Below are 15,767 nucleotides of genomic sequence, written 5' to 3'. Positions count from 1 at the left end.
CCGCACGGATCCAAGATGAACCCGAGGCTGACAAATACAACCACGGAGACAAACCATGACCTTTCCTCACCTCCTTTCCGAGCTCCGCGTGGCGGACACGGTGCTACCCAATCGAATGGTCATGGGTGCGATGCACACGCGCCTCGAGACCCTCGATCGTCCCCATGAGCGGCTTGCGGCGTTCTACGCGACCCGGGCTGCGGGTGAGATCGGTCTCATCCTCACCGGCGGCTATTCACCTACGCCGGAAGGAGTAATGGACAAGGATGCACCGGTGCTGAACAGCGTGGATCAGCTCCCCGAGCATCGACTGGTCACCTCCGAGGTGCACAAGGCCGGTGGACGCATCGTTCTGCAGATCCTGCACGCCGGGCGCTATGCAAAGGTGCCGACGTGTGTCGCGCCATCGTTGGGAAAAGCGCGCATCAACGTCTTCCCGCCGCGCGACTTGAGCACCCGGGAAGTCTGGGAGCTGGTCGAGAGCTACGCCCACACCGCTTATCTGGCCGAGGAGGCCGGCTACGAGGGCGTCGAGATCATGGGCTCCGAGGGTTACCTGATCAACGAGTTCACGGCGGCAATCACCAATCATCGTGACGACGAATTCGGCGGCAGCTTCGACAAACGCCTCCGGTTTCCGCTGGAGATCATCAAGGCGGTCCGGGCACGCGTGGACAGTGGCTTCATGGTCATCTACCGAATCTCGGCCATCGACCTGATGGATGGCGGCATGACCGGCCCCGAGATCGCCGAGTTCGCACGTCGGGTCGAAGCCGCGGGTGCCGATCTCATCAATATCGGCGTGGGCTGGCATGAATCCGGGGTGCCCACCATGGCGGCTGCGGTGCCGCGTGGCGCATGGATTTCTGCGGTGAGGAACGTCAAGGATGCGGTGTCGATTCCGGTGATGGCGTCCAACCGGATCAATATGCCGGAGACGGCCGAAGAGATCATCGCATCCGGTGCGGCGGACCTGGTGTCAATGGCGCGGCCGCTTCTGGCCGACCCCGATTTCGCGAGGAAGACGCGCCTCGGGCTGAGCACGGAAATCAACACCTGTATCGCGTGCAATCAGGCATGTCTGGATCGCATCTTCACCGACCGTACGGCGACCTGCCTGGTCAATCCCCGAGCGGGTCGCGAGATCGAGTTCAAGGCGGGCAAGGCTGCGGAGGCAAAGCGAATTGCGGTGGTCGGTGGCGGGCCGGCGGGAATGGCGTTTGCGGTCAATGCCGCCGAGCGCGGTCATCACGTCACGCTCTTCGAGGCGGCCAGCCAACTCGGCGGGCAGTTGAACATGGCCAAGGCGGTCCCGGGCAAGAGCGAGTTCAACGAAATGCTTCGCTACTTCCGGGTCATGCTGGAAAAGAACTGGGTCAAGATCCAACTCGGGAAGAAAGCCACGGTCGATGACCTGGGCGGCGGGAAGTTCGATGAAGTCGTGATCGCCACCGGTGTGCTTCCCCGTACCCCCGACATTCACGGCATCAATCACGCGAAAGTCCTCAGCTATATCGATGTGCTGACGGGGCGCGCGACCGTTGGTAATACCGTCGCCATCATCGGCGCAGGGGGGATCGGATTCGACGTCGCCGAGTTTCTGCTTGGCGATCACGATGAGGGTCTCAAGCCTTCGAGCTTCTTCAAGGCATGGGGCGTCGATGCGACCAACGCGACCCCGGGCGGTCTTTTGCCCGCGGCCGAGCACGCGCCGATCCGGACCGTCCATATGTTCCAGCGCAAGACGGAAACGCTGGGCAAGAACCTCGGCAAGTCCACCGGCTGGATCCTGAAGGCCCGCCTCCGCAAGGCAAAGGTGACGATGACTGCCGGCGCGTCCTATAGCGCGATCGATGACCACGGCCTGCATTACTCGGTCGATGGCGAGTCGCACGTGCTGCAAGTCGACAACGTCATCCTGTGTGCCGGCCAGGTGTCGAACCGGGAACTTTATGCCGAGCTCGATCAAGCCGGCGTCAAATTCCATGTGATTGGCGGGGCCGACGTTGCCAGCGAGCTGGACGCCCTGAGGGCGATCGATCAGGCGACCCGCCTCGCCGTTTCGATCTAAGGGCGAGCAATTCCGGGGATGCAAACCATGCACAAATTCAATACCGATCTCGAAAAGTGCCAGGCCAACTTCCAGGCGCTGACGCCAATTCGCTTCCTCACGCGCGCTGCCGAGGTATTTCCGGATCGTACTGCGGTCATCTACAAGGACCGTCGGTACACCTGGGCCGAGTATTCGGATCGCTGCCATAAACTTGCCCGCGCGCTGATCGCTTCCGGGGTCGAACGCGGTAACACGGTTGCGATCATGGCCCCCAATGTTCCGGCGATGGTCGAGGCACAGTTCGGTGTTCCGCTTTCGGGTGGCGTCATCAATTGCATCAACATTCGCCTCGATGCAGCGGCAGTTGCTTTCATTCTGGAGCACTCCGAGACGAAGGTAATGCTGGTCGATCAGCAATTCGCCAAGGTGGCTCGGGACGCGATCGCCCTGAGCGGCATGCCGATTCCGGTCATCGACATCGCGGACAGTGACGCCGGATCGACCGATCTGATCGGGAAGATCGAGTACGAGGACTTCCTCGAGTCGGCGCCCCGGACCGTCTCCGTTCGCTATCCCGAAGAGGAATGGGAAGCCATCGCGCTGAACTACACCTCGGGCACGACTGGCAATCCGAAAGGGGTCGTCTACCATCACCGCGGGGCTTACCTGAATTCCCTGGGCCAGATCATCAATGCGGAATTGGCGGGGCGGCGGCCCGTCTATTTGTGGACGCTGCCGCTCTTCCACTGCAACGGCTGGTGCTATGCCTGGGCACTGGCCGCGGTCGGGGGCACGCATGTCTGCTTGCGCAAAGCTGCCGCCAGCGACATTTTCGCGGCGATCGAGCAGCATCAGGTCACCCATTTCTGCAGTGCTCCCACGGTTCTGAACTTTCTGATCGCGGGCAAGCCGGCGTCCTGGAAAGCTCCTGACGAGCCGATCAAGGTGGTGTGCGCCGGGGCGTCTCCGCCGGTTTCAGTCCTGCAACAAGTCGTCGAGATGGGCTTTTCGGTGCTCCATGTCTATGGCATGACCGAGATGCACGGAATTACGACCCTTTGCCAATCCCAGGAGAGCTGGGAAGGCCTGGATCTGACGGAGCGGATGGGCCGTCTCGGCCGTCAGGGGGTACGGACGGTGGTTGCGGATGAAATGATCGTCTGCGCCCCCGACTCGTACGAGTCCGTTCCGCGTGACGGCAAGACGATCGGCGAGGTGATGTTCAGGGGCAACCTAGCGATGAAGGGCTATCTCAAGAACCCCGCCGCAACCCGGGAAGCCTTTGCCGACGGCTGGTATCACACCGGTGACCTCGCCGTCATGCATGAGGACGGCTACATCGAGATCAAGGATCGTTCCAAGGACATCATCATTTCCGGTGGCGAGAACGTTTCCTCGCTCGAACTCGAAGACGTCCTCTACACCCTCCCGGCGATTGCGGAGGTCGCCGTGGTTGCGGTTCCCGACGAAAAGTGGGGCGAGGTGCCGTGCGCAATCATCGATCTCAGACCCGAGCACGTCGGCAAGGTCTCCGAACAGGACGTGATTCAGTTCTGCCGCACCAAGTTGCCGGGCTTCAAAGTCCCACGGCACATCATCTTCGAGCCGATTACCCGAACGGCAACGGGAAAGCTGCAGAAATTCAAGCTTCGTGCCCACGCGGCAGAAGTCATCTCGGCGCGTAAAGCGTGAATAGCAAAGGAGTCAGCAAGAATGCGTGGTCTTAAGGAAAAAGTAGTGATCGTCACCGGCGCGGGTGGCGGGATCGGCGGAGCGCTGGTCAAGCGCTTCTGCGAAGAAGGCGCCAATGTAGTTGCCTGCGACATCAATGAGGCATCCCTGCTGGCACTGACCGATCGCCTGAAGGAGTTCGAAGGGCAGATCACGCCCTTGGTGATGGACATTACCGACCATGCTGGCGTGGCCGCGAAAATTGGCGAGGTGACGGAGCGCCTCGGTCGTATCGATGTTCTGGTGAATAACGCCGGTTGGGATGTGCTTAAGCCATTCGTCGAAACGAGCCCGGACTTCTGGCAGAAGCTGGTGGATATTAACCTGATGGGTCCCCTGAATCTGCAGCATGCCGTCTTGCCCATCATGATCGCGAAGGGGGGCGGCAAGATTGTCAATATCTCCTCTGACGCGGGCCGTGTGGGCTCCTCCGGTGAGTCCGTCTATTCCGCATGCAAGGGCGGGATCATTGCATTCAGCAAAACGCTGGCTCGCGAAACTGCTCGTCACAACGTGCGCGTCAATGTGGTCTGCCCTGGACCGACGGATACGGCAATTCTTCGCTCCTTTGTCGGCGAAGGCGATGTCGGCAAGAAGATCTATGACGGTCTGATTCGCGCCATCCCGCTCAAGCGCGTCGGGCAGCCTGAAGACATTCCAGGCATGGTCGCCTTCCTGTCGAGCGACGACGCCAATTTCATTACCGGCCAGGTTATCAGCGTGTCCGGTGGTCTGACCATGCACGGCTGAGGAATATCATGAGCGACTATACCGACATCCTTTTCGAAGTTACCGCGGGCGTTGCCCGGATTACGATCAACCGCCCGGAGAAATACAACGCGTTCCGCGGCAAGACCTGCGACGAACTGATCGATGCGCTCCACAAGGCTGCGTGGGATCGTTCAATCGGCGTGGTGGTCCTTACCGGCAGCGGCGACAAGGCCTTCTGCACCGGTGGCGACCAGTCGGCGCATGACGGCGGCTACGACGGCCGCGGCCTGATCGGCTTGCCGGTCGAGGAGCTTCAGGGTTTGATCCGCGAAGTGCCGAAGCCGGTGATCGCCCGGGTCAACGGCTATGCGATCGGCGGGGGCAATGTGCTGGTCACTTGCTGCGACCTCGCGATCGCCTCGGAGACGGCCCAGTTCGGACAGGTGGGCCCCAAGGTCGGCTCAGTCGATCCCGGATTCGGCACCGCTTTGCTCGCCCGCGTCGTCGGTGAAAAGAAGGCACGCGAAATCTGGTTCCTGTGCCGTCGCTACACCGCCCAGCAAGCCTTGGCGATGGGCCTGGTCAATGCCGTGGTTCCGGCGGCCGAACTCGACGCCGAAGTGGACCGCTGGTGCGAGGAAATCATGGCCATGAGCCCAACCGCTCTGGCGATTGCCAAACGCTCGTTCAACGCCGATAGCGACTCGATCCGTGGCATCGGCGGTCTCGGCATGCAGGCGCTCAGCCTTTATTACGGCACCGCGGAGTCGCATGAAGGCGTGGCCGCGTTCTTGGAAAAGCGCAAGCCGCGCTTCCGTGATGTCGGGAAGGAAGGCGAGGGCAAGTGATGAGCGCCACGCTGACGTACCGGGCCAACGCCGCCGTCATCACCCTGAATCGGCCGGAAGCCCTGAATGCGCTGAACGGCGACATGATTCAGCGCATCGGAGCCCTCATCGACGAAGTCCGGCAATCGGAAGCGAAGTTTCTGATTGTTGTCGGCGCAGGAAGCAAGGCGTTCTGCGCAGGAGCCAACGTCAAGGAGATTCTGGGCAAGAATTCTGCGGACCAGAAGGCGTTCGCGCAACTCGGACAGCTCACCTTTGCCAAGCTTGATGAACTGCCGATTCCGTCCATTGCGGTCGTCTCAGGCGTGGCGTTTGGCGGGGGATTCGAATTGGCGATGGCCTGTACGTTCAGGGTGGCAACCCCCAAAGCTCGATTCGCTCTCCCGGAGATCAAGCTTGGATTGATCCCAGGCTACGGCGGCACGCAGCGTCTGCCACGGCTCGTTGGCGCCTCACGAGCCCTCGAGATCATCGCAACCGGTCGGATTCTCGATGCCGCGGAAGCTGAGCGGATCGGGCTGGTCAGCAAGATCGACGAGGGCGACGACCCGATTGCCATCGGTCTGAGTTTCGCAACTGTCCTGGGGAGTCCGCCACCCGCTTCGCTCCTGATGGCGCGGCAGGCGGTGGCTCGCGCGCTAGATTTGCCCCTGACGCAGGGCTTCGAGGCCGAAGCGGCGCTCTTTGCGGCGTCGACGCAAACCGGCGATGCGGGGGAGGGCGTCCGGGCATTCCTGGAAAAGCGCAAACCGGAGTTTGCCGGCACCTAAGCATCGCGCCGAGAAGGATCTCCCCCGGCCCTGGCGGCCCCCCGTAGTTTTTTCGATCCGGCTACTGCCCGGAGGGGATCGCTTTGCCCGACGCCAGGAGGTGGTCTCCTCCCACCTTTCTTTTCGGGATGTCCCGATCACTCGAATGATGGACCACAGCATGAGCGCCTTCAGAGCATATTTGATCGACAAGGCCGATGACGGCACCGTTGCCGGCCGGCTGACGCAGCTTGCACCCGAAGACCTTGACGATGGCGAGGTCACTATCCGGGTTCACTACTCGAGCGTGAACTACAAGGACGCGCTGGCTGCGACCGGTGCCGGGAGGATCGTGCGTCGCTTCCCCTGTGTCGGCGGCATCGACATGGCCGGCGAGGTGGTGGCCAGTACGGATTCACGGTTCGCACCGGGCGACAAGGTGGTGGCGACCGCGTTCGACATCGGGGTTTCACATCACGGCGGCTATGCCGAATTCGCGTGTGTGCCGGCGGATTGGGTGGTTCCCCTGCCCTGCGGCCTGGATCTCCTTGAAGCGATGGCCTTGGGAACGGCTGGATTTACGGCGGCACTGGCCATCGTGCGGATGGAGCACAACGGGCTTGCCCCGGCGAATGGCCCGGTCGTCGTCAGCGGCGCAACCGGTGGCGTTGGAGGGCTCGCGATCGACATGCTTTCGCGTCTCGGCTACCACGTTGTCGGCTTGACGCGAAAAGACACCGAGACCGAGTACCTGGAAATGCTTGGCGCTTCCGAGGTCAGGCTCACGTCCGCGATCGATCTCGACAATATCCGGCCGCTGGAAGCGAGTCAGTGGGCAGGGGCGATCGACAACGTCGGTGGTCCGGTCCTGAACTGGCTCATCGCGACAATGAAGCGGGCCGGCACCGTGGCCTGCGTCGGAAACGCCGCAGGCTTCAAGCTCGAAAGCACGGTGTTTCCCTTCATTCTCCGTGGCGTCAGCCTCCTCGGAATCGATTCCGGCTTCATCGCCTACCCAACCCGCAAGCGGGTCTGGGACCGGCTGGCCAGCGACCTCAAACCGCGCCATCTGATGGACGTGACGCGGGTGATCGACCTGGAGGCCCTGCCGACCTGCTTCGACGACTTCGTCGCAGGACGGGTCAAGGGCCGCACCGTTGTCCGGGTTTCCGCATAAACAAGACAAAGATCGCTGGAGGAGACAATGAGCGAATTCATACTCGAGACACGAGGTCTCAGCAAGAACTTCAAAGGTTTTGCCGCGGTCTCGGACGTCAGCCTGAAGGTGCGCCGTGGATCGATTCACGCCCTGATCGGCCCCAACGGCGCAGGGAAGACCACGTTCTTCAACCTGGTCACGAAGTTTCTCCCGCCCAGCTCCGGGACCATCCACTTCAAGGGTGAGGACATCACCCATGAAGCGCCGGCGGTGTCCGCCAGGCGGGGTTTCGTGCGGTCGTTTCAAATCTCGGCGACCTTCCCGCACTTGTCGGTGCTCGAGAACGTTCGCATCGGCTTGCAGCGGAAGCTCGGTACCGAGCTCCATTTCTGGAAGTCCGAGAAGTCCCTTTCGAAACTGAACGACGAAGCCATGGCTCTGCTGGACGAAGTGGGCCTCGGGCGCTTCGCGGACACCACCACCGCCGAGATGTCGTACGGGCGCAAGCGTGCCCTGGAGATTGCCACGACCCTGGCCCTCGAGCCCGAGCTGATGCTGCTCGACGAGCCGACCCAAGGGATGGGGCAAGAGGACATCTCCCGCGTGGTCGATCTGATCCGGAAAGTCTCCGCGAACCGAACCATCTTGATGGTCGAGCATAACCTCTCGGTCGTCGCCGACCTGTGCGACCGGATCACTGTCCTCACGCGTGGCTCGGTCCTGGCCGAAGGAAGCTACGACGAGGTTTCGAAGAATCCGCAGGTGCTCGAAGCATATGTCGGCTCCGACGACATGAGCGACGCTCATCACTGATCGGGGAATGACCATGACAAGCGCATTTCAGCCGCAACCCGAGTTTCTGCGATTGACCGACGTGCACGCCTTCTACGGCGAATCGCACGTCCTGCATGGTATCGATCTCACCGTTCATAAGGGTGAGTGCGTGACGCTTCTCGGCCGCAACGGCTCGGGTCGATCGACGAGCCTCAAGTCGATCATGGGCCTCGTCGGTCGGCGCACCGGATCGATCATGCTCAACGGCAACCAGATCATCGACGAGGCGACACACAGAATTGCACGGCGCGGGGTCGGCTACTGCCCCGAGGAAAGGGCAATTCTGGCCTCGCTGTCGACCGAGGAAAACCTCACGCTGGCGCCTGTCGTCGCCAGTGGCGGTATGTCGGTCGACGAGATCTACGACATGTTCCCCAACCTGAAGGAGCGCCGAAACAGCCCGGGAACCAAGCTGTCGGGCGGTGAGCAGCAAATGCTCGCGATGGCGCGGATCCTTCGAACCGGGGCAAAGCTCCTGCTTCTGGACGAGATAACCGAGGGGCTTGCACCGGTGATCGTCAAGCGCCTGGGGGAAGTCATTACGGTGCTCAAGCAGCGCGGCTACACCATCGTGCTGGTGGAGCAGAACTTCCGCTTCGCGGCGCCATTGGCCGATCGTCATTACGTGCTGGAGCACGGCGAACTGGTGGCGACGATCCCCCGCGAAGAGCTGCCGGAAAAGATGGATTGGCTGCAGCAAACACTCGGCGTCTGACGCCGGGTTCTTTTCCCATACCAAAGGAGACAGAAGATGAAAGCGAAAAAAATTGCCGCGGGCATGGTCGCGTTGTTGGCGATGTCCGGGCTCGCTCAGGCACAGATTTCCGATAGCGTCGTCAAGATCGGCGTTTTGACGGACCTGTCCGGGCAGTATTCGGATCTCGCGGGCCACGGTTCGGTGCTGGCGACGAAGATGGCCATCGAGGATTTTGTGGCAGCCGAAAAGCCGGCGTTCAAGATCGAAATGGTCACCGCAGACCACCTGAACAAGGCCGACATCGCGTCCGCCAAGGCACGGGAATGGTTCGAGCGCGAGGGCGTCGATACGGTCTCCGATGTCGTCACGACCCCCGTGGCACTCGCCGTGATGAAGGTCGCCAAGGACAAGAATCGGCTCGTGCTCGGGACCGCTCCGGCGGCCAGCTCGATTACCAATGAAAATTGCAACGACGTCACGATTCACTATGGCTATGACACCTACGCGCTGGCCAACGGCACGGCGAAGGCGGTGACGCAGCAGGGGGGCAAGAGCTGGTTTTTCCTGACCGCGGACTATGCATTCGGCCACACGGTGGAAAAGGATGCGAGCGCGGTCGTCACGGCACAGGGGGGGAAAGTCCTGGGCAACGCCCGGCACCCGTTCCCCGGCAGCGACTTTTCGTCGTTCCTCCTGAAGGCTCAGGCTTCCGGCGCCCAGGTCATCGGTCTCGCCAACGCGGGTGCGGATATGGCCAATTCGATCAAGCAGGCCGCCGAATTCGGCATTACGCCGACGCAATCGCTCGCCGGCCTGCTGATCTTCATCAGCGACGTGCATTCGCTGGGTCTGAAGAACACACAGGGGATGTACCTGACCACCGGCTTCTACTGGGACCGCAATGACGAGACGCGGGCGTGGTCCAAGCGCTTCTTCGAGCAGCAGAAGAAGATGCCGACCATGATCCACGCCGCCCAGTACTCGGCGGTCTACCAGTACCTGAAGGCGGTCAAGGCCACCGGGACCGATGACACGCAGAAAGTCATGGCGCAGATGAAGAAGACGCCGATCAACGACTTCTTCGCCTGGGGCGGCAAGATTCGCGACGACGGCCGGATGGTGCACGACATGTATCTCGTCCAGGTCAAGAAGCCTTCCGAGTCCAAGTATCCCTGGGATTACTACACGATCAAAGCGACGATCCCCGGCGACGAAGCGTTCCAGTCGCTGGCCGATTCGCGCTGCCCGCTGATCAAGAAGTAATCACGAAATTAGCGCTGCCATCTTGGATGCCTGGCATGGTGAGCCATGCCGGGCAGGGGGATTCTCATGGAAATACTCGGAATGCCGACCGCGGTGCTCGCGAGCCAGTTGTTGGTGGGGTTGATCAACGGCTCGTTCTACGCCGTCCTGAGCCTCGGCCTCGCGATCATTTTCGGATTGCTGAACATCATCAACTTCGCGCATGGCGCCATGTACATGATGGGGGCCTTCGTCGCATGGATCGCGCTGACGAAGTTCGGCATCAGCTATTGGGGTGCGCTTGTCATCGCGCCGGTACTTGTAGGGGCATTTGGCGTCGCCATCGAGCGCATCCTCCTTCGGAGGTTGTACAAGCTCGACCACTTGTACGGTCTGCTGCTGACTTTTGGGCTGGCATTGATCGTCGAAGGTGTTTTCCGCGATCAGTTCGGGATCTCGGGCCAAAGCTACGAGGTTCCCGAGGCGTTGGCGGGAGGCATTCCGCTCGGGTTCATGTTCCTGCCGACCTATCGCGCCTGGGTTGTTGTCGCCGCCCTGACGGTTTGCTTCGGCACGTGGTTCATGATCGAGAAGACGAAGCTCGGCGCCTACCTGCGCGCGGGCACCGAGAACCCGCAGATCGTACAGGCCCTGGGGATCAACGTACCCGTCCTCATTACCCTCACGTACGGGTTCGGCGTCGCACTGGCCGCCTTTGCGGGCGTTCTTGCCGCACCGGTCTTTCAGGTGAGTCCGGTCATGGGATCGAATCTGCTCATCGTTGTGTTTGCGGTGGTCGTCATCGGCGGGATGGGGTCGATCCTGGGTTCGATCTTCACGGGACTCGGGCTCGGGGTCATCGAAGGGCTGACCAAGGTGGTCTATCCCGAGGGATCCAGCATCGTGGTGTTTGTTGTCATGGTCATCGTGCTGTTCATTCGTCCTGCCGGTCTATTCGGTAGATCCTGATTCGAGCCGGGAGGTAGTCATGATTCGGAACAGATCCAGTCAAGAAACAATGACGCGAGCGACGCTCGCGATTCTCTTCGTCTTCGGGTTGGTCGCCCCGTTCGCCATCTACCCGACGTTCCTGATGAAGGTGCTGTGCTTCGGGTTATTCGCGTGCGCTTTCAACCTGCTCCTCGGCTTCATCGGGCTGCTGTCCTTTGGCCATGCCGCATTTCTCGGAGTTTCCGGTTACGTCTGCGGGATGATGATGCGCGACGTCGGCGTGACACCGGAACTGGGGATCATTTCGGGAACGCTCGCGGCGGGGCTGCTCGGCTGGCTCTTCGGAGTTCTGGCAATCCGGCGCACCGGTATCTATTTCGCGATGATCACGCTGGCACTTGCCCAGATGGTGTTCTTCCTGGTGCTCCAGGTCAGGGCGACCGGAGGCGAAGATGGTTTCCAGGGGGTGCCGAGGGGACATCTTCTCGGGGTGATCGACCTTTCGAGCAACATGGCCATGTACTACCTGGTGTATGCCGTGTTTTGCTTCGGGTTTTTCGTCGTCCATCGCACCATCCATTCCCCCTTCGGCCAGATCCTGAAGGCGATCCGCGAGAACGAGGCGCGGGCGATCTCGCTGGGATACGACGTGAGCAGGTTCAAGCTTGTCGCCTTCGTGATCTCGGCCGCCCTGGCGGGCATGGCCGGCGCAACGAAGACCCTCGTGTTTCAGCTCGCTTCACTCACGGACGTGCATTGGCATATGTCCGGTGAGGTCGTGCTGATGACCCTGCTCGGGGGCCTGGGAACGATCTTCGGGCCCTTGGTCGGGTCGGCATTGGTGGTCACGCTCGAGAGCGAACTGTCGGACAAGGTCGGATCCTGGGTCAGCGTGATCATGGGGGCCATCTTCGTGCTGTGTGTGCTGACCCTCCGGCGCGGAATCGTCGGTGAGTTCAAGGCGCTGCTCAAGCGGGTTGGCGTCAGCTAGCCGCAGCAATCTCACTTTCAGCAAATTGCGTATGGGATCGAGGCATCGAAGCGTCTTCAGGGGCGCTTCGATGCCGGGAACCCAGGGCGGACTACGTCCTGAACTCGCCGGTCAGGCGACGACTCGGGTGTCCGGAGCGTACGGCCCCTCATCAATAATTACTAATGAGTCTGGAGACAAGATGTCATTCAAGGAACTGTATCTGAAGAAGCGTTTGGCCGCGGAGGATGCCATTCGTGTTGTCAGGAATGGAGACACGATCGTTCTGCCCACGGGGCCAGCGGAGCCTGTTCGGCTCATGACTGCATTGTCGGAGCAACGTCGGAGCTTTTTCGATGTGAAGGTGGCCCAGATCCTTCCCTTGAAGAAGTACGACTATGTCGATCCGGCAACCTCGGAGCACATTCGACACATTGCCTACTTTTTCGGACCGGCTTCCCGTCCGGGCGGGCAGGAGGGGTGGAACGATTACCTCCCGGCTTACTTCTCTGAACTGCCAGTACTCATTGCGCGGGGGCTGACGCCCGCGGATGTGGTTTTCACGCTCGCGTCTCCGATGGACGAGCACGGCTACTTTTCCCTCGGGCTCGCGGCCGATTACACGATGGCGGCGATCGAGCGCGCGCGTGCTGTCGTTATCGAGACGAACCCGAACGTGCCGTTTGTCCACGGGGACTGTCATGTTCACGTTTCCCAGGTCGCCGCCATCGTCGAAGGCGAGGATCCGATCCCGGAAGTCGGCTTGCCGAAGATCGGCCCCGTACAGGAAGCGATCGGGAAATATGTGGCAGACATGATTCCGGACGGGGCGACCCTCCAAATCGGCTACGGGGCGATTCCGGATGCGGTCGTAATGCAACTGACGAACAAGCGCGATCTGGGGGTTCATACCGAAATGCTCGGTGACGGAATCATGACCCTGATCGAGGCGGGCGTCGTCACGAATCGGCGCAAGAACTACCACCATGGAAAAACGCTGGCCACCTTCGCGCTTGGGTCGAAGAAACTCTACGAGTTCATGCACCGCAATCCCGGACTCGAAATTCACCCCTCGGATTTCACCAATGATCCTTACTTTGCCGGCCAGAACGACAACCTGATTGCGATCAACGCAACGATGCAGGTGGACCTGATCGGCCAATGCGGGTCCGAAAGCCTGGGATTCACCCCAATTTCCGGCACGGGCGGGCAAAGCGACTTCGTGCGTGCGGCCAATCGATCGAACGGCGGCAAGGCGATCATCGTATTGCCGTCGACCGCCAAGGAAGACTCCATCTCGCGCATTGTTCCCACGCTGTCTCCGGGAACGCATGTAAGCACGAGCAAGAACGACGTGAACTACGTTGTCACGGAGTTTGGTGTTGCCGAACTGCGAGGAAAGACGGCCAAGCAACGCGCCGAGGCCCTCATCAACATCGCACATCCGGATTTCCGCCATGAACTGCGGGAAGCGGCCAGGAAGATGCGGCTGCTCTGACCCGACGGGGCTTCCAATCACGAGGAGCGAATGTGGCAAAGTACTTTGAGGACATTGTGGTGGGTGGCGAGTACTTGTCGCCTGGGAGGACGATTACCGAAGCCGACATCGTCGGCTTTGCCGCCCTGTCGGGCGATTGGTTTCCCCTGCACACGGATGAGGAGTACGCCAGGAAAGGGCCGTACAAGACGCGAATTGCACATGGACTGCTCGGGCTTGCATTGACCGAAGGGATGAAGTTCCGCATTCCGGAGTTCATGAATGTGGCCTATACGGCTTCGCTTTATTGGAACTATCGCTTCACCAATCCGATCCACATCGGCGACACGGTTCGTGTGAAGGTTCGTGTCGAGAGCAAGCGGGAGACGAAGAGCGCGGCGCGCGGCATGGTGATCGAATACATCAGCATGCTGAATCAACGGGACGAAGTCGTCGGCGAGGGCGACCATGGACTTCTCGTCCTGCGTAGGGGTAAAACCGAATCAGATCGGGGGAGAAATGGGCAATAAGGATCAGAGAACCGGCCTGCAAGAACAGGAGAAAGCTCAAAGTCTCGAGTATCGATGCTCATCCCCTCCCGGACCAGGTGAGGTGCAGGAGGTTGCCTCGGGAGTGCTGTGGATTCGGATGCCGCTCCCGCTCGCACTTGCCCACATCAATGTGTGGGCAATCAGGGACGGAGACGGCTGGGCAATTGTCGATACGGGAATGCGTACGCCGCAGACCGCGGAAGCCTGGTGCAAGTTGTTCGATGGTCCGCTCAACGGTCTTCCGGTAACCCGTGTTTTTGTGACCCATATGCATCCCGATCATGTCGGGATGGCTGGCTGGATCACCCGAAGATATCTGTGCCCGTTATGGATGACGCGACTTGAGTTTCTGACCTGTCGAGTTCTGGCCGCGGACACCGGGAAAGAGGCCCCGACGGACGGAGTCCGGTTCTATCGTGCTGCCGGTTGGACTGATGCCGCGCTGGAAAACTATCGGGCACGCTTCGGTGACTTCGGGAAGTGGATGTATCCTCTTCCTGATAGTTATCAGCGGATACATGACGGGCAACACCTCAGAATCGGCCTGCACGAGTGGAAAGTGATTGTAGGGAGTGGGCATTCACCGGAGCATGCATGCCTGTATTGCCCTGACTTGAAGCTCCTGGTTTCCGGTGACCAGGTACTACCCAGGATTTCCTCGAACGTTTCGGTCCATCCCATGGAGCCCAACGCAGATCCGGTGTCCGATTGGCTCGCGTCTCTCGCCTATATCAGGAAGCATGTCCCCGACGACGTACTCGTCTTGCCTGCACATGACGAACCTTTCCACGGGCTTCACACGCGGCTAAGCGAGCTCGAAAACAGTCAGCACAGGGGCCTGGATCGCCTGCGGGAAGCGCTACTAGTGCCCAAACGGGTCACAGACCTCTTCGAAGTGTTGTTTTCACGTAATGTTCAGTCGGATCCGTTCCTGCTCAGTCTCGCCACCGGTGAGGCGATTGCCTGTCTGAACCAGTTGATCGAGGCAGGCGAGGTGGCGGTCAGGAGTGATGCGTCTGGCGTAAATTGGTATCGACTTGCCGACCGCACGTAATCTTGATTGAACGTGTCCCCGCGATGCCACTTCAATCAGTGTAGATCCTTCGGGCAATCGCAAGCCGTCCGTTACCTTCGCTGCTCAGCGATGTCGGTAGACGGCGGGGACTATGGTGGGCCGCGGCGACTTTAGCCGCTTTTTTCGACGATATGGGTCGGAATGGCATCGATACTCAGTTGGTTCTTCTCCGTCCAGTACTGCCGCACGCCCTCTATCCCTTGGTGTGTAGCCCAGTTGTTGAGCAATTCTCGGTCACCCACGTAGGAGAATTTTGGAACAGCCATTCCACAGGAAGACTGGACCAGGTCGATCGCGACGTCGAAAATCTGACGTGCTCCGGGGAGGGGGTTGAACGTGGCATGGAGGTCGTTCCACTCGGGATCGCCCGGATGGATGACTCTTGCTTTCCCGTAAGCCCGCAGAATCAGGGGAGGGCCATCGAAGGCGCAAAACATGATGGTCATCCTGGGAGCTTGCTGCACGTGCGCGGATGTTTCATTGCCGCTGCCGGTCACATTTAGCCAGGCGATCCGGTTGGCATCGAGCACCTTCAGTGAATCCATCCCTTTGGGTGAAACGTTCACCCGGCTGTCGCCTGTGGCCGTTGCGACGAAGAAAATCCTTTGCTCAGTAGAGCCTCTTGCAAAAGGAGCTCTGCGTGGGGGATTTTTTGCGGCGGGAGGCAAAGGCGGAGAGGGCGGGCGGCCATTTCTGGCATGATGCGGTTACCAAGCCAA

Annotated in this window: 15 protein-coding genes; 14 read left to right on the top strand and 1 reads right to left on the bottom strand. The window is 60.5% G+C overall.

The window, feature by feature from the left end; all coding sequences use genetic code 11:
* The first annotated feature begins 88 nt into the window (after nt 1-88).
* From pbN1_RS20560 to pbN1_RS20495, 14 genes are all read left to right on the top strand, one after another.
* Nucleotides 89-2,071: an oxidoreductase gene (locus pbN1_RS20560; RefSeq protein ID WP_280516168.1), complete on the top strand. Its 1,983-nt coding sequence runs from the start codon at nt 89-91 to the stop codon at nt 2,069-2,071.
* A 27-nt stretch (nt 2,072-2,098) separates the two neighbouring features.
* On the top strand, nt 2,099-3,745 hold the full coding sequence (locus pbN1_RS20555; protein WP_210147603.1) for an AMP-binding protein: 1,647 nt from the start codon (nt 2,099-2,101) through the stop codon (nt 3,743-3,745).
* A gap of 21 nt (nt 3,746-3,766) precedes the next feature.
* Entirely contained in the window at nt 3,767-4,534 is a 768-nt protein-coding gene (locus tag pbN1_RS20550; RefSeq protein ID WP_169203573.1) for a glucose 1-dehydrogenase, read from the top strand.
* 8 nt (nt 4,535-4,542) lie between these two features.
* Complete coding sequence (locus tag pbN1_RS20545; RefSeq protein WP_169203572.1) at nt 4,543-5,343, top strand: enoyl-CoA hydratase-related protein; 801 nt, start codon at nt 4,543-4,545, stop codon at nt 5,341-5,343.
* Nucleotides 5,343-6,113 carry an enoyl-CoA hydratase/isomerase family protein gene (locus tag pbN1_RS20540; protein ID WP_169203571.1) on the top strand — a complete coding sequence of 257 codons (771 nt, stop codon included), beginning with the start codon at nt 5,343-5,345 and terminating at the stop codon, nt 6,111-6,113. The genes pbN1_RS20545 and pbN1_RS20540 overlap by 1 nt, the downstream gene beginning before the upstream one ends.
* Nucleotides 6,114-6,273: 160 nt before the next feature.
* The gene (locus pbN1_RS20535) at nt 6,274-7,269 is read left to right on the top strand and encodes an oxidoreductase (protein ID WP_169203570.1); all 996 of its coding nucleotides are present in this window, start codon (nt 6,274-6,276) and stop codon (nt 7,267-7,269) included.
* 27 nt (nt 7,270-7,296) lie between these two features.
* Nucleotides 7,297-8,064 (top strand): ABC transporter ATP-binding protein, encoded by a 768-nt coding sequence (locus tag pbN1_RS20530; protein WP_169203569.1) that lies wholly within the window; start codon nt 7,297-7,299, stop codon nt 8,062-8,064.
* A 7-nt stretch (nt 8,065-8,071) separates the two neighbouring features.
* Nucleotides 8,072-8,800 carry an ABC transporter ATP-binding protein gene (locus pbN1_RS20525; RefSeq protein ID WP_244857067.1) on the top strand — a complete coding sequence of 243 codons (729 nt, stop codon included), beginning with the start codon at nt 8,072-8,074 and terminating at the stop codon, nt 8,798-8,800.
* A 36-nt stretch (nt 8,801-8,836) separates the two neighbouring features.
* Entirely contained in the window at nt 8,837-10,045 is a 1,209-nt protein-coding gene (locus pbN1_RS20520; protein WP_169203568.1) for an ABC transporter substrate-binding protein, read from the top strand.
* Nucleotides 10,046-10,111: 66 nt separating this feature from the next.
* Nucleotides 10,112-10,993: a branched-chain amino acid ABC transporter permease gene (locus pbN1_RS20515; protein WP_169203567.1), complete on the top strand. Its 882-nt coding sequence runs from the start codon at nt 10,112-10,114 to the stop codon at nt 10,991-10,993.
* A 49-nt stretch (nt 10,994-11,042) separates the two neighbouring features.
* Entirely contained in the window at nt 11,043-11,966 is a 924-nt protein-coding gene (locus tag pbN1_RS20510; RefSeq protein ID WP_244857066.1) for a branched-chain amino acid ABC transporter permease, read from the top strand.
* A gap of 181 nt (nt 11,967-12,147) precedes the next feature.
* A complete protein-coding gene (locus tag pbN1_RS20505) occupies nt 12,148-13,443 on the top strand; it encodes an acetyl-CoA hydrolase/transferase family protein (RefSeq protein ID WP_169203566.1) in 1,296 nt (431 codons plus the stop codon).
* Between the two features lie 32 nt (nt 13,444-13,475).
* Nucleotides 13,476-13,952, top strand: coding sequence for a MaoC family dehydratase (locus pbN1_RS20500; RefSeq protein WP_169203565.1), 477 nt, complete (start codon nt 13,476-13,478; stop codon nt 13,950-13,952).
* A complete protein-coding gene (locus pbN1_RS20495) occupies nt 13,891-15,027 on the top strand; it encodes an MBL fold metallo-hydrolase (RefSeq protein ID WP_244857064.1) in 1,137 nt (378 codons plus the stop codon). The genes pbN1_RS20500 and pbN1_RS20495 overlap by 62 nt, the downstream gene beginning before the upstream one ends.
* Before the next feature lie 131 nt (nt 15,028-15,158).
* On the opposite strand, the gene pbN1_RS20490 is transcribed toward pbN1_RS20495, so the two are convergent.
* Entirely contained in the window at nt 15,159-15,716 is a 558-nt protein-coding gene (locus tag pbN1_RS20490) for a pyridoxamine 5'-phosphate oxidase family protein (RefSeq protein WP_169203564.1), read from the bottom strand.
* Nucleotides 15,717-15,767 lie beyond the last annotated feature (51 nt).

It is taken from the genome of Aromatoleum bremense (genome assembly GCF_017894365.1).
Taxonomy (GTDB): domain Bacteria; phylum Pseudomonadota; class Gammaproteobacteria; order Burkholderiales; family Rhodocyclaceae; genus Aromatoleum; species Aromatoleum bremense.
Note: the sequence above shows the minus strand (reverse complement) of the source record. Positions and strands in the feature narration are given on the sequence as shown.